This is a genomic window from Pseudoalteromonas sp. SG45-5 (genome assembly GCF_014164085.1).
GTDB lineage: Bacteria > Pseudomonadota > Gammaproteobacteria > Enterobacterales > Alteromonadaceae > Pseudoalteromonas > Pseudoalteromonas aliena.
In genome coordinates this window covers 1-18,921 of record NZ_JACJEM010000052.1, presented here as the reverse complement: position 1 = coordinate 18,921, position 18,921 = coordinate 1, and the positions used below count along the sequence as shown (strand labels likewise).

The 18,921-nt window shown below is 37.8% G+C and carries 18 protein-coding genes; 10 read left to right on the top strand and 8 right to left on the bottom strand.

The window, feature by feature from the left end; translation table 11 throughout:
• Positions 1-161: 161 nt before the first annotated feature.
• Entirely contained in the window at positions 162-1,538 is a 1,377-nt protein-coding gene (locus H5119_RS15870) for an NAD-dependent succinate-semialdehyde dehydrogenase (RefSeq protein WP_182702916.1), read from the top strand.
• Positions 1,539-2,193: 655 nt separating this feature from the next.
• Here H5119_RS15870 and H5119_RS15865 read toward each other — a convergent pair.
• The 3 genes from H5119_RS15865 to H5119_RS15855 form a co-directional block, all read right to left on the bottom strand.
• Positions 2,194-3,534 (bottom strand): hypothetical protein, encoded by a 1,341-nt coding sequence (locus H5119_RS15865; RefSeq protein ID WP_182702915.1) that lies wholly within the window; start codon positions 3,532-3,534, stop codon positions 2,194-2,196.
• A gap of 491 nt (positions 3,535-4,025) precedes the next feature.
• Positions 4,026-5,108 carry an endonuclease/exonuclease/phosphatase family protein gene (locus H5119_RS15860; protein ID WP_182702914.1) on the bottom strand — a complete coding sequence of 361 codons (1,083 nt, stop codon included), beginning with the start codon at positions 5,106-5,108 and terminating at the stop codon, positions 4,026-4,028.
• 113 nt (positions 5,109-5,221) lie between these two features.
• Positions 5,222-5,470: a TIGR03643 family protein gene (locus H5119_RS15855; protein ID WP_182702913.1), complete on the bottom strand. Its 249-nt coding sequence runs from the start codon at positions 5,468-5,470 to the stop codon at positions 5,222-5,224.
• A 125-nt stretch (positions 5,471-5,595) separates the two neighbouring features.
• Between H5119_RS15855 and H5119_RS15850 the strand changes: the two genes are divergently transcribed.
• From H5119_RS15850 to H5119_RS15840, 3 genes are all read left to right on the top strand, one after another.
• A complete protein-coding gene (locus H5119_RS15850) occupies positions 5,596-6,294 on the top strand; it encodes an ABC transporter substrate-binding protein (RefSeq protein WP_182702912.1) in 699 nt (232 codons plus the stop codon).
• 35 nt (positions 6,295-6,329) lie between these two features.
• Positions 6,330-6,986 (top strand): YoaK family protein, encoded by a 657-nt coding sequence (locus H5119_RS15845; RefSeq protein WP_182702911.1) that lies wholly within the window; start codon positions 6,330-6,332, stop codon positions 6,984-6,986.
• 74 nt (positions 6,987-7,060) lie between these two features.
• Positions 7,061-9,121, top strand: a complete 2,061-nt coding sequence (locus tag H5119_RS15840; RefSeq protein ID WP_182702910.1) for a TonB-dependent receptor — start codon at positions 7,061-7,063, stop codon at positions 9,119-9,121.
• A gap of 4 nt (positions 9,122-9,125) precedes the next feature.
• Here H5119_RS15840 and H5119_RS15835 read toward each other — a convergent pair whose 3' ends face one another.
• The gene (locus H5119_RS15835; RefSeq protein ID WP_182702909.1) at positions 9,126-9,917 is read right to left on the bottom strand and encodes a helix-turn-helix domain-containing protein; all 792 of its coding nucleotides are present in this window, start codon (positions 9,915-9,917) and stop codon (positions 9,126-9,128) included.
• Between the two features lie 106 nt (positions 9,918-10,023).
• Between H5119_RS15835 and H5119_RS15830 the strand changes: the two genes are divergently transcribed.
• Positions 10,024-11,229 carry an MFS transporter gene (locus H5119_RS15830; protein WP_182702908.1) on the top strand — a complete coding sequence of 402 codons (1,206 nt, stop codon included), beginning with the start codon at positions 10,024-10,026 and terminating at the stop codon, positions 11,227-11,229.
• On the opposite strand, the gene H5119_RS15825 is transcribed toward H5119_RS15830, so the two are convergent.
• Together H5119_RS15825 and H5119_RS15820 are read right to left on the bottom strand one after the other, a co-directional pair.
• Positions 11,209-11,430, bottom strand: a complete 222-nt coding sequence (locus H5119_RS15825) for a hypothetical protein (RefSeq protein WP_182702907.1) — start codon at positions 11,428-11,430, stop codon at positions 11,209-11,211. The genes H5119_RS15830 and H5119_RS15825 overlap by 21 nt on opposite strands.
• A 158-nt stretch (positions 11,431-11,588) precedes the next feature.
• Positions 11,589-11,996 carry a GFA family protein gene (locus H5119_RS15820; protein ID WP_182702906.1) on the bottom strand — a complete coding sequence of 136 codons (408 nt, stop codon included), beginning with the start codon at positions 11,994-11,996 and terminating at the stop codon, positions 11,589-11,591.
• A 575-nt stretch (positions 11,997-12,571) separates the two neighbouring features.
• On the opposite strand from H5119_RS15820, the gene H5119_RS15815 reads away from it, so the two are divergent.
• The 5 genes from H5119_RS15815 (at position 12,572) to H5119_RS15795 (ending at position 16,786) form a co-directional block, all read left to right on the top strand.
• A complete protein-coding gene (locus H5119_RS15815) occupies positions 12,572-12,880 on the top strand; it encodes a hypothetical protein (protein ID WP_182702905.1) in 309 nt (102 codons plus the stop codon).
• A gap of 494 nt (positions 12,881-13,374) precedes the next feature.
• A complete protein-coding gene (locus H5119_RS15810) occupies positions 13,375-14,232 on the top strand; it encodes a chitodextrinase (protein ID WP_182702904.1) in 858 nt (285 codons plus the stop codon).
• Positions 14,229-15,383 carry a KTSC domain-containing protein gene (locus tag H5119_RS15805; protein ID WP_182702903.1) on the top strand — a complete coding sequence of 385 codons (1,155 nt, stop codon included), beginning with the start codon at positions 14,229-14,231 and terminating at the stop codon, positions 15,381-15,383. The genes H5119_RS15810 and H5119_RS15805 overlap by 4 nt, the downstream gene beginning before the upstream one ends.
• Positions 15,384-15,794: 411 nt before the next feature.
• Positions 15,795-16,436, top strand: coding sequence for a hypothetical protein (locus H5119_RS15800; protein WP_182702902.1), 642 nt, complete (start codon positions 15,795-15,797; stop codon positions 16,434-16,436).
• Positions 16,433-16,786: a lipoprotein gene (locus H5119_RS15795; protein WP_182702901.1), complete on the top strand. Its 354-nt coding sequence runs from the start codon at positions 16,433-16,435 to the stop codon at positions 16,784-16,786. Before H5119_RS15800 ends, H5119_RS15795 begins: the two co-directional genes overlap by 4 nt.
• A gap of 334 nt (positions 16,787-17,120) precedes the next feature.
• On the opposite strand, the gene H5119_RS15790 is transcribed toward H5119_RS15795, so the two are convergent.
• Complete coding sequence (locus H5119_RS15790) at positions 17,121-17,471, bottom strand: hypothetical protein (protein ID WP_252371777.1); 351 nt, start codon at positions 17,469-17,471, stop codon at positions 17,121-17,123.
• 149 nt (positions 17,472-17,620) lie between these two features.
• Entirely contained in the window at positions 17,621-18,595 is a 975-nt protein-coding gene (locus tag H5119_RS15785) for a transposase (protein WP_182702900.1), read from the bottom strand.
• Positions 18,596-18,921 lie beyond the last annotated feature (326 nt).

Below are 18,921 nucleotides of genomic sequence, written 5' to 3'. Positions count from 1 at the left end.
TTACAAAACATACCATAAATACATTACATAAAAAATAAGCACCTTTATAAATAAAAATTAAAAAACAATAAATAACAATAAGTTAAAGTTATTTTTATATATTTAGACAGCTGGCGTTCGTTTTGCATTACTCCCTATACATAATTAGTAAGGAGATAAAAATGAGTAACACAGTTAAAACGATTAATCCGGCAACTGAGCAAACCATTGAAACCTATACGCTACTTTCTCAAAAAGAAGCGGAGCAGGTAATCGAAAAATCTCACGAAACATATTTAAAATGGCGTTTAACGTCATTCGCTGAACGTGCAAAATATTTAAATAACTTAGCATCACTTTTTGAAGAACAAAAAGAAGCGATCGCAAAACTCATGACCGAAGAAATGGGTAAAGTATACGAGCAAGGCTTTCAAGAGGTTGAACTATGCGCTGGCATTTGTCGTTACACAGCCGAACAAGGCCCACAAGTACTTGCCGACGAAGATCGCGAGATGGATGGCGGTCGTGCAATTATTAGTTACCAACCAACGGGCGTTCTGCTGGGTATTCAACCGTGGAACTTCCCGCTTTATCAGGTAATTCGTTACAGTGCCGCTAACATTATGGCGGGTAACACAACCGTATTAAAGCATGCTGGTAACGTATTTGGCATGGCTGAAAAAATTGAAGCGCTATTTAAACAAGCTGGTTTCCCAGAGTACTGTTTCAGCAACTTACTCATCGACGGTAAAACTGCCAGCTCACTCATTGCGCACAAAGCAATTAGCGGCGTAACCTTTACGGGTAGTGATGCCACAGGTAAAAAAGTAGCTGAAGAAGCGGGTAAACACGCTAAAAAAACAGTGTTAGAACTGGGCAGCAACGACGCTTACTTAGTACTTGATGACGCCGATTTAGAGCTTGCAGTTAAAACCTGTGTAACAGGTCGCATGATCAATAACGGCGAAACGTGTGTTTCAGCTAAACGTTATGTTGTTGTTGAGTCACTTTACGATGACTTTAAAGCACAAATTAAAGAGCAGTTCGAAGCCATGAAAATGGGCGACCCAATGGCAGATGGCACAGACTTAGGCCCAATGGCTCGTGAAGATTTACGCGACGGCATTCACGACCAAGTAATGGAATCAGTTAAAGCAGGTGCAAACATAGTAACGGGTGGCGAAATACCATCGCAAACAGGTTACTACTACCCACCAACGCTACTTGATAACCTATCACCTGGCATGCCGGCCTACGACGACGAATTATTTGGCCCTGTCGCTTCGCTTATTAAAGCGAAAGATAACGACGATGCTATGCGCATCGCCAACGATTCTCGCTACGGTTTAGGCGGTGGTATTTTCTCAAAAGATGAGAAAAAAGCCATTGAGCTTGCTAAAAAGTACTTCGACACCGGCATGATCAACATTAACGGCTACGGTTTAGCACAACCTAACCTACCATTTGGTGGCGTTAAAGGCAGTGGCTACGGCAGAGAACACGGCGGTTTTGGTATGCGCGAATTTGTCAATGTTAAAAGCATTATGATCGCCAGCTAATTTAGCTGCATAAATGAAACAAGTGTTTTAAATACAGATTCTTAATATGTGTTTAAAACACAAAAATTACTAAGCCTAAAAGTGGGTAACCACTTTTAGGCTTTTTTTTATAACTTTTAGAAGATTGCTTTTAGAAAGTAGTTTTCAGGAGGCAGTACTTAGTTTTTAGTAAGAGACAGTACCGAGCTTTTAGTAGGAGATAGTACCGAATTTTGGATATATTCGTAGGGGCGATTTTACATCGCGCTTTTAAAAATTAAATATCCTTCAAAATAAAAAGTTACAAACTAACCAATGCTACTTCATTAAATTTTAATAATTTAAAAACTCACTTCACAATTTAGCTTATTTAATAAAAACGTAAGCACACTACTTTTATCGCTATTTTAAATTGCGCTTACAAACCAGTTAAACCGTGTATTTAAAGACATAAACATAGTGAGCACTATTACAGAAAACATCACAAATATAATGCTTAAACAGAGCGAGACCAAGTACGATTAAACCCAGAGCTAACTATTGATATGTGGAAGCTGAAACTTGAAAGACAGAAATGAGCGAGAAGCGGACCGTCAGTCTTTGTCTTTGCGGTAGGCTGTTTCAAGCTCAAAGCTGCCATTTGATTGACTCAAATAAATGAGCAACGAACGCTCATTTATAACGATTCTAATTGGTTAATGTAATTTTCAGGGTCTGCTAACTTATCCGTAGTTAAGTTTTTTAGCCCTTGTAGCATATCACTAGAAATATATTTTTCAGTCACAGCCCAAAAACCTACTGCACCCGTTTTACCTTTGTTTTTTCCTTGTTCTTTAAAATCATTCCAAACATTAAAAATAGATTGTTTTCCTTTTGATAATTCGCGAGTTTTTTTATCTATTAGAGAGTGAATAATGATCCCACATTGATAATACGATCGGTAATTACCCTTCCTAGCTGCATCTTCTAATGAATATTTCGTTAAAGCATTGGCACAATCTGACTTTGCTTGGTTTAACTTTTTACTAATGAATAGCTCAATAATTTCGGGATAAAATTCCCGCAAGGCTATAGCGGATAACCATTCTGCATTACCTTCATGTATCCAGCTTTCAGATTTATCGCTTACTAATGAAGCGCTATCTTGATAAAAATGTGAAGCTTCATGTGCAAACATCCATAAAGTTCTATTAATAAAGTTTTTTTCTTTTAATTTTTCGTCCAAGTTATCCATATCCCAATGGATAAACACTTGATTAGGCAGAACACCTCCTTGAATATCTTTCCCCTTTTTATTTGAATATGAGGCAAATAGCATCGGTTTAACACTACTACTATTTTCTCCTAAATGTGATTCAAAGAACGTCATTGTTTTTGGTAGTGATTGGCTAAGTTCCATCTTCATTTTTTCAGGCAACCCTTGATCAATCATGGCTAAAAACGTTGGCTCATCTATAGGCTTTTGTTGTCCTATATAAACGTATTGTCCATCATCATACCCAAGCCAGTTTTCGGATTGATAGTTAACTTTTCCATTGGCAATAAAATGGGCATTTCCTTCTACTTCTATTTTGATTTTCCAACCATTATCATCATCCGAGCATAGGTCGATGCATGCAAATAAACGGCCCGTATGAATTAGAACACCTCCGTCTGAAAATGGTGCTATAGGTGCGTAAGATTTAGGCAAATGCTTATAAGTTGGTGTTAAGCTAAGTTGCACATGATTAAAGGCTTTACCATCTATTCGTTGAATAAACTCTTGATGTTTTTCATAAACAACCTCAAATTCATTATTAACAGGTTTCCACCTTTTGGTACGTGAGTCATTTGGGCTATTAACGAAGGCAATTTTTTGTGCAGGGGTGCCAGTAGTGTATATAAGCGATAATGTTTCCACTGATTTGTTGATCTGTATATTTACGTCAGCTTTTGCAAATGCACTTGTTTGAAAAAGGAAGTAAAGACATGCGAAAAAAGAAAAGTAATGTACGGCTTTCATTAAATTTAATTCCATTTATTTTTATTACTCAAATTATTATACATATCTTTCGTATAACTTTAAGTTATTGTTATACCTTCTTTAGAGCCATAGAGGTAAAACTTGGAGACCTTCTGCTTCTCACATTTTTAGGTCATGCTCAGAAAGAACCTGAATGACCGCTCAGGTGGCTTAGCAGTCCAATCCAGAGGTTTTTGAAAAGTAATGTCAATGTCTGCTGTTGGCACTTTCTAGCCACTCGACAACATAAACGCGGTAAGTCGCGTTGTTACTAGCCAATTCATCATTTTTGTCGGATGGCGTGGCTTCGCCACTTATCCGACCTATGTCAAAAGGTAGGTTGGTTAAGCCGAAGGCGCCACCCAACAGAGTTTTAGATTTACACCTTGAAGGTTCGCAATTGGCACCCTTCAGCCACGTGACAACATTAAATATTGATTATAATTGGCAATGTATTTTACTGTGTCGGATGGCGCTTCGCTTATCCGACCTACACTGCCTAATAGCTATAACTCTTCCTCAAATCTCGGCACCTTTCGCTTATCTGCCTTATTCATAGCAAGCTCTTGAATTTCTTCTTGCTTGTGCTGCGCCGATTTAGTTTCTAATGATTGCTGATTAGCGTTTTCGTAAGAAAGCTCAGTCAGTAGCGCAAAGTGATCTGAGCCATACTTAGCTAAGCGCTTAATACGTTTTACTTTAAAACCTTCGCTGTGAAATAAGTGATCGAGCGGCCAACGCATAAAAAAGTAACTTGCATGAAAGGTGTTATAAAAACCACGGCCTTTTCGAGGATCTAACAAGCCACTTATCTGCATAAACAAACGGGTGCTACGCGACCATGCTACGTCGTTTAAATCTCCGGCAACTATGGTAGGTCGTGTTGGGTTTTTAAGTGCTTTAGCCACCATTATTAGCTCTGAGTCGCGCGGACGTGATGAATCTTCTTCGGTTGGGCTTGGTGGTGCGGGGTGAATAAAGTGCCCTTGCATTTGTAGGCCTTCATCGTTTTCAAACAAAATATGAATTGAGGGAATATCTTCTTCTATAAGCTCACATATTTGTGCATCGAGTATTTTAAACTTGCTGTATAAGTGCATGCCGTAACGATTATCTTTAGGGCATTCTATGTAATACGGGTAATTTTTTTTAATGACTGATAATTTATTTTCCCACCAGCTATCACTCTCAAGCGTAATAAGTAGGTCGGGTTGATGCTCATCAACAAGGCTAATTAACTGCTCACTTTTATGGTTCGACATAAGTACATTTGCCGACATAATTCTTATGCTGTGGTCGATGTGCTTAGGCGCACTTTGCACTTCTTTTTTAGCAAGCCACGTATACGGGTAAATCCATTTACCTTGTAAAATCATTATAAGTAATGAAGTTAAGGCTATAAATACATAACCTATTGCGCTGCTTTGCCATAATAAAAATAGTGAGGTAACAGTAACTAAACTGGCAATATAAAACACTTGTAAGCGCACAAAATCGCAGCTACGCACTAAGTAATGCTGGCTGTAAGACATAGGTAACAAAGTAACTAGTAAAAAAAAAGCGATGATAATAGCCAGCGCAATGAGCATTTAAATGTCCTTATGGGTTAACTTCACGATTGAAACAGCAGGGATTTAGTACCCCAACTTAACAAACGATCATGAACAACGAATGAAATTGTAACCCTTTGGATTAGAGCAAATCAACGTTGTTTATATTGTGTTTTACAGTGACTGCGCATAATAGCAGGATCGCGAAGTTTTAAATGTTTTGTTTTACGACCAGCATGACGTTTTCGCCAAACCTTAAAGCTGCCTTTTGATATATGTTCTCGCATAAAAACAACTAATTGTGAGTATTTTAATCCATACAATTGCTCTATTGCTTCAAAAGGAGTTCTGTCTTCCCACGCCATTTCTATAATGCGTGATTGTTGCTCTACGTTAAACATGGTCTATCCCACAAAATTTTATTTATACGCTTAGCAAAAATACTTAGATCAATACAAACATTCCAATTAGGCTGTATAATAAACAGCCAAGGTATATACTTACAAAAAATATCGGATTAGCATTTATGCGCACAATGTTGCTTTTTATGGTTTTAATTTTTTCTTCGTTACTATCTGCTGCACCTCAAAAAAAATTACGCTGCGTAACAACTCATTACCCACCTTTTACAATATACGATGAAAATAGCGATACATTTACTGGTTTAGATATTGAATACTTAACCTTTATTGAGCGTAATTTAAACCTGCACATTGAGATTGTTCACTTGCCTTGGGCACGTGTTAAAAAAGAGATGAAACTAGGTTACTACGATTGCTATTTTTCGTTGGCTAATAACAAAGAGCGCGCAAAATACTTAGACTTTACAAGTGAACCACTGCATATCACTCAATTTGGTTTATTTGCTTTAAATAACGACAAACTGCTCACTAATGATTTATCAAACTCCACCGTTGCTATGCTTCGCGGCGTTCCCCTACCCTGTACTATTGCTTCGCAATACAATATAAAGGGTAATAGCTTAATTCAATCACTCTCAACCAAAGCAAGCTTTAAGCTACTTGAAAAAAAACGTGTTGAATACGTTATTACTAACTACCAAGCGGGATTATGGTATTCAAAAGAATACAATAATATTTATGCTCGCCAACTTAATGAATTTTCGCTCCCTGTTTATATTGCCTTTAAGCGTGGCATAATTGATACAAAGTTAGTTGATGAGCAAATAAAGCGCTTTAAAACTCAAGTGTATAAAAGCAATTAACTAGATTAAAAAACTCCCTCACTACGGCATAACTAATGTTTACAAAATTACCAAAATGGGTTGAATATGGCGCGTTTACGCTCGCATTTATAGCGGGCATTGTGAACGCTGTGGGGTTATTAGGTTTTGAACATCAAGCTATTTCGCACGTATCGGGATCTGTTACTTTACTCGGTATTAAAGCAATAACGAGTAAAGTAACAGCACTATTACTGCTGGGTGTAATAATTAGCTTTATGCTGGGGTCGGCACTTTCCGGGTTTTTACTCTCAGGTGGTTCATTAAAATTAGGCCGCCATTACGACACCTTACTTTTTATTGAAGCGCTGTTGTTACTAATTAGCGCTTACTTACTTCAAAATACATTCACTTACGGTATTGTTTTAGCCTCCGCTGCGTGCGGGCTACAAAATGCATTGGCCACTAATTACAGTGGTGCAGTTATACGCACCACACACTTAACCGGTATTTTTACAGATCTTGGTTTAATGATTGGCAGAGCATTAAAAGGAGAGCAATTTGATACCCGCAAATGTGTTATCTTTTTACTCATTATTAGCGGCTTTTTACTCGGTGGGATTGTAGGTTATATTTTATTTAATTACTTTTTAATGCTTGCGTTGTTATTTCCAGCAGCAGCATGCTTACTGCTCTCAGTTACATATAAAATCTATAGGCTACGTGTGCTTTAACGTAACAACTTTAAATACACATCAAAACCACATAATATAAAACCAATGCACTATATTTTGTCTTCAAGGAATGTATGAAACCTTATTTTTTGCCACTGTTATTACCCTTTAGCTACACTGCATTTGCCGATAATCAAAATAATGATGCAATAGAAACCATAACAACCACTGCATCACGTATTGAAGCACTATCTACCCCGCTCCCTTTATCAATAAGTACACTCAGTGAAGCGCAGTTAAATAGCATAGCGCCTACCCATATTGAAGAAGCCCTGCAACGTGTAGCGGGTGCTAATATTCAACGCGGAAATGGTCAAGAGTATTTACCCGCACTACGTTCACAAGTACTTTCGGGCGCTGGCGCATGTGGTGGCATATTAACCCTAGAGGATGGTATACCACTTAGAGCCGCTGGGTTTTGCAATATAAACGAGCTATTTGAAGCGCATAGCGAAATGGCGCAGCGCATTGAAGTATTAAAAGGCCCTGGCTCTGCACTTTATGGCTCAAATGCTGTGCATGGTGTTATTAATGTAATAACGCCCGACACTACTCAAGGCGGTGGTTTAGTTGGTTTAGATTATGGCTCGTACGGTTATACTCGCTACAAATTACGTGCAGGACAAGATTACGGCAACAGTGGTATAGGCATTAACGCAAGTGTTACCGACGATAGCGGTTACCGCGATGACGAAAGCGTAGAGCAACAAAAAGTAAATATTCGCCATCGCTATTCAAATAATAATTTATTACTGACTTCTGGGCTTACTTACACAAACCTAGATCAGCAAACTGCGGGATTTATTACGGGCTTTGAAAGCTATAAAAACGAAGACCTCGCGCAAAAAAACTTTGACCCAGACGCATTTAGAAAAGCACGTGCATTTAGAGCATGGAGCAATGCAACATGGCAATTAAATAACGATGATGTGCTCTCTACTACGTTATATTTTCGCGAGCAAAGTATGGACTTTTTTAAGCACTTTTTGCCCGGCACACCGCTTGAAAAAAACAGCCAAACCGGCTTTGGCGTTCAATCGCTTTATCAATATAATTTACAAAGTAATGTAAAAGTAAACCTAGGGTTTGATGGCGAATACACGCAAGCCGACTTTACTCAAAGCCAAAATGAACCCACTCAAGGCTCTGCATTTTTAGTTGCTACAGTGCCACAAGGTAAGCATTACGATTATGGTGTAAACGCCACGCTTTATGCCCCTTTTGCATCTATTGATTGGCAATTAAATAAGTGGTTACTTACCGCAGGTGTGCGCTACGAGCATATGCAGTACGACTACACCAATAATATGCTAGCAGGTAGAACAAAAGACGATGGCACAGAATGCGGCTTTGGTGGTTGCCGATACAGCCGCCCAGCGAGTGCTAAAAATAGCTTTAGTAATTTATCGCCAAAGCTTGGGGTTAGCTATCAGTACAATACAAATAACACGCTTTATGCAAACTTTTCGCGCGGTTACCGAGCGCCACAAGCCGCTGAGTTATACCAATTACAACGCAAGCAAACAACAGCAAATTTAAATGCCGAAATAGCCAACAATGCAGAACTAGGTATGAAAGGGGTTTACGAAAAACTACGTTATGGCCTGTCGGTTTACGCTATGAGTAAACACAACACAATCTACCGCGATAGTGACTTTTTTACAGTAAATAATGGCAGCTCTCGCCATCGCGGTATTGAGCTTGAACTTGACTACCAGCTCACAAAAACGCTTGCGCTTAACTTTGCTGGTACTTACGCAAAGCATACTTATACTAACAACCAAGTACTTAACGGTTTAAATATACACGGCAACGACATAGACACCGCGCCACGTAATATTGCTAATCTCGATTTAACATGGCAGGCATTAAACAACGCGCAATTAGCTTTGCAGTGGCATCGCGTTGGTAACTATTACACCGATCCAGAAAACATAAATAAATACCAAGGGCATGATGTTTTGAGCCTGCGCGCACAGTGGCAAGTTACTAATAACCTTGAAGTGCTTGCTCGCGTAATTAACTTAACCAATGAGGCTTATACAGAGCGCGCCGATTACACCAGCTTTACCGGCGACAGGTACTTTCCTGGCAAACCACGTACCGCAATGCTTTCGGCAACTTATACGTGGTAAGGCGTTAATTTAACTGATTTAAATCGCTCATGTATTTCATGGGCGACTTTTTCATCACCTTTTTAAACATAGTAATAAATGCACTCACCGACTCATACCCTAATAACTCCGACACCTGCTGTACACTTTGCTTATCAGAAAGCGCTTTTAAGGCTGTAATTATATGCAATTGCGTACGCCATTTTCCAAATGTCATACCGGTTTCTTTTTTAATTAACCGCGCTAATGTGCGCTCAGTTAATGCAAACTGCTTAGCCCATTGTGGTAGTGTTTTTCGATTATTTGGCATGTTTATTAACTGATCGCTCATAGTTTGAATTACCTCGTTTTTAGATAATACAAAATCGAGTAGTTGTACGGGCATTTCAATAAGTTGATCAAATAACACCTGCGCTAAACGTGCTGTTTTACTATTTAAAGCATAGTGCTGATTATGCCCAGCCAACTCGCATATTAGCTCTTTAACCAGCGGCGTAATGGCTAACGTACAGGTATTTAGCGGCATACCGTTTTTACTACTATCAATAAATAAGTGACAAAGCTGCGCGTTATCAGACGCCCTATTACTATGCACCTTTTGTGCAGGGATCCAAATTGCACTGTGCGTAGGCACCATCCACATTTTTGCTGACACTTCACAGGTTACATAGCCATGCAGTGCTAAAATTAATTGCCCTTTAGGATGGGTGTGCAATGGTATTTCGTGACTTGCATGGGCATGCTCTATTTTAGCTATTATGGACTGCGCCATTGTTTCAAAATTTTTAATTTCGTCCCAACCAATGGGTTCAAACATAGTTTTGTCTGTTTTTAGTTATTTAATGTCATAATATCTAAATTATAGTTTTTGCTAAGTCTTTATACTAGCGCCCATTAAGTATTAGCTTTAATGGTCTTCCCTTTTGTTAAATAACATCCCGAAATCACGCATTACTGGCATATTACTTGTGCTTGGCATATTGCTTATTGCCGCAAATTTACGCGCGACATTTACAGGTATTGCACCTGTGCTTGAACAAATCATTAATCACTTTGGGCTCAGCGCATCGCAAGCGGGCTTTTTAACAACACTGCCTTTAATTGCCTTTGCAGTTGTATCGCCAATGGCAGCAAGCCTTGCTAAAAAACAAGGATTAGAGCGTACTTTGTTTGCGGCCTTGTTATTTATACTTACAGGCGTTGCAGCCCGGCTAATAAATACCTCAGCAATGCTATTTGTGGGTACCGCTATTATTGGTGTAGGGATTGCCATAGCAAACGTGTTATTACCAAGCCTAATTAAGCGTGACTTTCCTGCAAAAGTTGCATTAATGACCTCCGCTTACGTGCTGACTATGGGCGCTGTATCGGGTGGTTTTTCTACTTTAGTGTTTCCGCTAAGTCAATTAAACGGATTAGGATGGCAGCTTGCGCTAGGCTCATCAGGCATTATTACTTTGGCGAGTTTAATAGTATGGATGTCGCAATTAAACAAACACACAAAACCTGCAAGTGTTACGCAGCCATCAAACTCTTCAATAAATGTATGGCGCAATTTACTTGCTTGGAAAATCACCTTGTTACTGGGTTTAAACTCATTTTTAAATTACATAATAATCACGTGGCTTCCAAGTATATTGACCGACGCTGGCCATTCCGCAACGCAAGCAGGTGCTTATCACGGTGCTTTTCAAATAGCGACAGCATTACCAGGGTTAATACTAATTCCGCTACTTTCCAAATTAAAAGATCAAAGCGCGCTTAGCTTTATTTTAGCCATGTTGAGTGCACTTAGTGCATTGGGGCTACTTTACATGCCTAACTTTGCCTTTGTTTGGACCCTAATGTTGGGCTTTTGCTCTGGAGCGTGTTTTATATTGGGGCTATCGTTTATTAGTTTACGGAGCGATGATTCTCAACAAGCAGCGTCGCTTTCGGGTATGTCGCAAAGTGTGGGGTATTTACTTGCCGCTATTGGGCCAATGCTTGCTGGAGCATTGCATACGGCAACAGGAAATTGGAACATGCCATTGTGGCTGTGTGCTATTGCAGGTGTATTGTGTGCATTGTGCGGTTTGGGCAGTGGTAAAAATACCACTTTAGCCAAATCAGCTAACAAGTTGCTGTAGCCACGAAAATAAACCATGTGACGACTTATTGCTAAGGTGCTTTTGCTCATAGCGTTTGTTAGTAGCTTCGCGTTGTTCACGGCGCTCTTGTGCTAAGTTAGCTTTTGCAGCAAACCGTAGGCGCTGCTCTTGCGTTAATTCATTATTAAAATTTATTGCTGTTTTATTTACTGCACGGCTGCTTTTTGGTGAACTACACATAATATTTCCTCTGTTGTAACTAACCTGAACTCTGGATAGTAAAGCTCTTAACCAGAGCTCAGGTTAACTACTAAAATAGACAGCTGTTTAACTAATAAAATAGACAGCTGTTTAACTAATAAAATTTCAGAAAAACTGACTTTCTACAAAATTTATTTTTATGGCGTAGTTTCAAAAGCTGGTATTTTGTGTAAGTCGTTCAACCAACTTAGCGTTGATTGAGACCAAATTTGTGCAGACGGTTTAAACTCATCACGTTGGTCAACTGCGCCAATGCGCAGGCCATACACTCGATCTTGTTTTGCTGCGTTTGTAGCATAAAGTGTTGTACCGCAGTTGCCGCAAAAACCTTGCGCACGTTTATTACCACTTTGTGCTGTTTTAACAAACTCTTTTGGCTCACCTTGGGTAAATACTACTGAGTTTGGCTCTGCAATTATAACAGCTCTAAATGGGCCACTCGACATACGCTGGCAATCGCTACAATGGCAAACAAGTACATTATTATTTTGAGACTTTGCTTGGTATTTAATTTCACCACAGTAACAGCTTCCAGTAATTTCCATTGTTTAAATCCTTAATGCTTATGAAGATTGAATCGAGATATAAGACCGACAATATCGATTCATTATTTTTAATCTTACAGAAAAACTGCTCGCCAGTTCATTTGTATATTCGGTTAGGTTTTTAATTCTTGAAAGTGATTTTCAACGTTGAACAGTGCTACAAACATGATGGAACCTTTTAAATAAAACAGCAATACCACGTTAAGCTAATAGCGTAACGTGGTCGTTTAAACTATTTTTTTGCGTGTTTAAATAGTCAATAGCCAACAAACTAAGCGCCTTAGTGCCTTAGTGCCTTAGTGCCTTAGTGCCTACTTTAAACGATTCAAATTGTCTTGCAATCGGAGAGAGTCAATATACAGTATTGAATCACCTCTCAAAAATGGTTAATTAGCACAAAAAACTTATCTTCGTTGCTTATTTAAAAGAGTGAACCTGCATTCTAAAGCGTACCAGCAAGGCATACGTATAATAAATTCTATTCAATACTTGGCTGAGAGTTGTTGCCTGCCTACAAGCTTGCGTATAATGCCCGCATTCCGGCTGCATTTTTTAGCCGCTAACTTGGATTAAACATGAAAAAACTCTCTGCAGTGCAAATAAAACAGCAAACTCTTGTGCTTAATATTGCCGATAAACTAGAAGAACAAGGTCGTGCTGAACTTCCTGGTATGCTGCAATGTTGGTTTGACGTTCAATACCACTTATTTCCAGGCTCTTTGCTAATGTGCTTTCAATTTGAGAGTGAGCAAGTGTTAGCTGCGGCAGAGCCTGAGTTATTAAAGTGGCAAAAGCGCCTAAGCGGAGCAATGTTAAAAAAAGGCGTGATTTTAAAAGACATGCGCAAACATTTAGTTTTTACGCTCAAAGGGCCTGACGAATAAATCAGGCATTAACGATCGCATCGTGTTCTTTTAACTAAAATTCATTATTGTGCTGCGGGAGTTTGCCTCGATTGTTGATAAATCAGTATTTGGATCAGTAATACAAGTAAAAATAAGTTCGAGCTTACCTAACGGCAATCGGTTACTGAGCTTTTGATACTCTCCTTGGAGCAGCTGCTTATTTTTTTGCTCAGCAATCACCAATAAAAATACGTAGTAACCTTCCAACCCATTCTTAAATAACTAATAATAACCTGTTCATCTTGTTGATAAACACCGTAAAGCCCTTTGGTAAATATTTGCAGTAATGTGATCAAATTCAGAGTGCAAATCTTATTTTTTGCCAATTACCAATTCCACGTTTAACTCCCTTCCACCATCACGCCCTAATCACTCTGTAATAATTTTGAAAAATTCAATCCTTCACCTTGCAATTACCAAAAAACTGAGCTTGATTTAAAAAGTAATGGAACTTCAATTAAAAGGAATTTGATATGATTAAGCTCATAATTATCGTTGGCATATTGTTTTACTCACAAACTTACGCTGCCAATATTTTTCAACTACCTCAGCAATCCGCAAATACTAACTTAGCAGACATTGAGCCAAATCATCAGCCATGGGAGGCCGGTTCAATATACGTAGCTGGTGATGTAGTCACTCACAACAACAGCCTATTTATTGCTGCCTTTTGGGTTAAAGGGATTGAACCAATAGAAAATCAACCCCACTGGGATGGCTGGATTTGGGTACAAGATACAGTGATAAAAAAGTGGCAAGCAAACAAGGTATACCGAGGTGGCAATTTGGTAAAACACAATACCGACTATTATTTTGCCCTTTATTGGAATAAGAATAATAAACCCAAACCCCATAGCAGCTGGCAACGCATTCAAGACTTATTTTACCTAACACCAGATTTACCTCCTGCGCACCCAGATGACTATAAAACGCTAGACGGTATTGACCAAAATGATAATGGTATTCGTGATGATTATGAACGGCTTGTATATGAAAAGTTTGATTCACCGCAGCTCATCACTTTTAGTTTAGGCACTGCCTCAACGTTACAATTAGTTATTGATATTGAACAAGGTCGTATGCCAAATTTAGATGCGGAAATTGGTAAACAGATTATTTTAGATCTGATCAACATTAGTATGTGCACAAGGCAGCTCCAAAATAATTATCCACATTTTAGAAATCCTAAACTAATGTACTTCAACACAATAGACAGAGCCTACGCAAACCGTAAAAGTCAAAATAAAATAAGTGATTATATTCCTTGGGATGACGATTTTCATTATGCAGCAGATAAAGACTGCAGTGCATTAGAGGAAGCAATAAAATGATTAAATATTTAATAATATTTGCTTTAAGTCTAACTAATTACACTTATGCAAATGATCAACCTCTAGACAGGTACTGCACAAAACAAATTGATCAACTTAGATTATTTTACGTAAACGGTATGTTTACTACTGAAGATGACTTTCGTGAAAATTTGTTTTGGCTAGATAATTTTCAAGATACTAAATTAAGTAATTACCAAAAAGGTAGAAAGCCAACAGGCAGCTACAACAAAGATGAAGAAATGCACATGCAAATATATGAAGTCGCGCAACAAAAATATGGTGATTTATCTCCTTTTTCAAATAAATATCATCTTATAACAGCAATACTTGGTGGTACCATTGATTCACTTTCTCAGGAAGATATAGCCCATGTTGAATCTGTAATTGAGGAAGTATTTAAAGATGTCACTTATTCAAAATTAAACGACACTGACTACACAAATGCCTATCAAAAGTTGCAATTTCAAATGCACTCTTGCAACCGTATTATTCTCATTGGCCACTCACAAGGTAACTTTTACACAAGCGCTCTTTTTGAAGAAATCATATCTAGTTATCAATACACCGACGGCTATTTAGCCTCCGATTACCCAATGGTTAGTTTAGCGGCAATAGCAACACCTACTAGCTCTCTAGGCGGTAGCTTAGAAGAGGAATACGCGCATCTTATATCGCACCTTACTCTCAATGAAGACTGGGTCATGCGAGCCGTGAGGGTTTTATTTGGTAGTTTACCTTCAAACTATTCTGCTGAGTCTTTATTTGATTCGACAGGGCATGGGCTAATTGATAGCTATCTCAGAAATAATGCAGTTGCAAATGCAATAAACGCTGGGATCAAGCTTTCTTTGTTAAACCAAACCCCATTTCCTTTATTTGAACAACACCCAGTAAATTCAAGTGCTTTTTCACACATTGGCTATTCAACGATCAATAAAATACTTGACCTAAAATTCAAATCAGGAAGCGTTTACCGTTATTATAATATACCTATCTTATTATGGGATGAGTTGTATTACTCAACCTCAATGGGTAAGTTTTATAATGAAAATATTCGGGGCCAATACCCTGTTGATAAGTTGGATATTGAAAATAGGGTTTATTTAAAAATGACAACACTTGAGCCAGTTGCGATAGATGAAAAATAACTTAAATGATAAATGCATCAAAATTTAATGTAGGTCGCGGACTTATCCCGACAAAGTAAGTACAGAGTTTGAAAGTTTCAAATTGGCGAGTAAAAACAGTTAGCCAAACCGAAAATCACACGCGCAAGCTAGTTCAGCGCCAGCAGTGGTTACTTTAACTGCTGAGCTTCAAAAATGATCAAGCAATGGCCAGCGGGGTCAACCATTAGAAAGTTTCGGTTAAGCAGGCTGCTGTGCTTTACAGAGTTGAGTTTCGGAGGAAATAACCTATAGATTTTTATCTCAGGAGTATTTGAATATAATTTAGTACTAATGGGTACATGTTTAAAGATTTAGTGTGTAGAATATAAACAAATACGCAACACGAATTGCGTATCATAAAAAGTGTTAGAGCTAAAAAGGATAGAAAGCATGCACAAAGATATAGTAATCCCTATAGTTTTCCCTGATTATAAAATTTCAGTTGAAGTTCAAAAAAGAAATGTAGATGTATTACCTTGGGTTGACTGGGATAACTTTACCATCCCTAAATATAAAGAAAAAATATCAAACCTCGGTCACGCTGGAGTATTGTTCATTAATGGTAAAACAGGGACAACAAAGTATTTCGAATATGGTCGATACGATCCTCCTCATAACCTTGGTCTAGTGGTAAAAGCCGCCAACCTTCCTGATGTAAAAATAGCTAACGGAAAAATTGAAATAAATACGTTAATAAAACCTATTGATTTTATTTCTAGAGTGTCAGGTCAGTCTGGGCGAGTCCACGGGGTGCTAATCGAAGTGGAAAAAAAATATCAGACTATGCTTGATTACGCCCAGTTAAGAAAATCTCAAAATACAAATCCCAAACGTAAGCCATATAACTTAACCTCAAATAGTTGTATTCATTTTGTCAAACAGGTTGTCGAAAAAGCAGGCCTTGAAACCCCATGGATGATTGACCCAAGACCAAATTCATATATAGGTGAATTTAGAGAGGATTATATTGACTTAGATTACTTTCCGAAAAGTAAAACCTTAAAGATAGAAGGTCTAGGAGAGGTTAAATGAAAAAAATACTATGGCTATTATTAGCTCTTATATATCTATCTGGTTGCGATATACAACAAAGCGAGTCTGAAGCACCTAATAAGCCAAGTGTAGTGCCAGATAAAGCATTTTGGGTTGGCGGTTTGGATGGAGGTGTATTTGCTTTAGTGGAAAAAAGTAAAAGTTTAGAACCAAATGAATACTATGGAAAAATATATTACGCCTCGGGGGATGTAGCATATAAAGGTAAAATGATTCTATTACCGAAAAACAGTGATGCTATAGATTACCTAAACCCTAAAGTTTACCAAGGGTGGGATGGAGATACTTTGTATGTTGTAGGAAATAAGCAACTCAAAGTTCATAAGTGAAATTTTTAAAGAAACGTTCTACTTAATGTAACATAGTTCAAATCAGAGGCTGCATATAAGAGCAGCCTCATGTTTAAAGTATTTCAGTTTATAAAGTCTCGTAGGTTTTCATAATAAGTGCAAGGGGCAGGACTGGCTTCTTGCCACGACCAAACTCCAATATCACGTTTAAAAACCTCTCAACGCCATTACTAGGTGCGTAGCCATATTTAAATTGAGTTTAATAATAAGAGCACTTGGCTTTTTGAATAAAAAGGTCAAGCAAAAACAGTAGCCTGCTTGACCGGAACTTTCTAATGGGTGACCCCTCTGGTTTTTCTATCGCCTAAAGTCATTATTCAAAAAATAATGTAGATAAAAACATTAAAAGTACGCAAAGCATAAAAATTACAAAATACACTTTAAATAGTATCGAGGCTTGAGCTGGCACCTTATTTCTATCACTTAATAAATTATAACGTTTTGCATACCAATCAAATAAAAATACACTGCCATAATGAAGTAAACCATGGAGCGCCATAAAAATATTTAGGGAATAATAGCGGTTTCCTGACTCTAAAATATCTTCAACTGTTCTGAGCTTTTTCCCTTTTAAATAAAAGGCTAAAGGTAAAATAATGATAAAAATGACACCTATACCAATCCCAAATAAAAGTAAGCCAAAAAGTTCGCTATCAATAATCACTTTTCAATCTTCTCATATAAAGCCCCTCCCAATTTATCTCCTTTTTCTGAGAAATATTTTCCACCTAAATACCCGCCACCTCCTCCAACAACAATACCGCACCATAGTAAACTTGTTCCTCCAGAGGGTAGACCAAAAAACCAAATGAGTTAAACTTTGACTGCATACATCAAACTATCTCGAAGTTTTTCGAACTGTAAGTTGACCTTATCATCTGCAATTATTAACTTATTTAGCCTGCATACCGTTTGAGATATGGCTGAATAATGTTGAACATTAAAAACAACGGCTAACGCTTTCAAATTTTGCCCTGTTAAATCTTGGCATAACTTTATGGCAAACATACGAGGTAAGTTTTTCTCTCTACGCCCTTTCTTAACCGTTACAATATCATGTGTATCTATACAAAAATATTTAGCTAAGTACGCAACAACATCATCAGTTGAACGCCTCTGAACAACAACGCTTTTTTCGTTGTCTGATTTTGCAATATACTCCTTAACATTCTGAATAAATTCATCGCCGCCCAACACCGAAAATAACTTTTTAGCGCCATAAAAAGCACTTATCTCTTTATTGTTTTCAAATTCAACAAACTGTTTGTACGCAGCATATTTGCGATTTTTTCCTTGAAGCGAAAATATAAAGTCTCGAACTAACCATTTCGGCGTTGCCGCTTTTTTAATGAAGGCTGAGTAGCTAGACCATTTATAGTCAATAAGTTCATCTACTAACGGTGTACTTGTTTCTATTGGGTTACGATGTATATAACGGCTAACATGTAGTAAGTAATTATCAGCATCCACCAGCACAGCCTTATAGCGACCTCTAAACAGTGCACCGTCTGTATTGTGTGTTCTATTAAAATATTGCGTATAGAGACCATTAATATGTTTCATGGCCCTGCCTAAATTTGCATCAGGAGTTTTTATAAGTAGGTGGTAATGATTGGTCATTAAGCAATACGAATGCACTTCAATATTAAAACGAAGGCTTGCTTGCTCAATGCAGTATAAAAAATGCTTAAAATCGTCATCACTCAAAAAGGTGTTTTCACGCCCTCTTCCGCGATTCATCACATGATAAAATGCATTTTCATACTCTATTCGCAGCGGTCTAGACATAATAATAAACTCAATGAGCAATAAACTATAAATCTAGACCATTGATGTATGAAGTCAAGATTTGACCCTTTGGTTTTTCATGATAAAACGCATTTTCATACTCTATTCGCAACGGTCTAGACATAATAATAAACTCAATGAGCAATAAACTATAAATCTAGACCATTGATGTATGAAGTCAAGATTTGACCCCTTTGGTTTTTAGTATGAAACTATATGGTGGAATTGACTTGCATTCAAATAATAGTGTTATTGCTATCATTAATGAACAGGGTGAAACGCTTAGCTGTAAACGTTTAAATAATGACATTTCTGTCATTTTATCT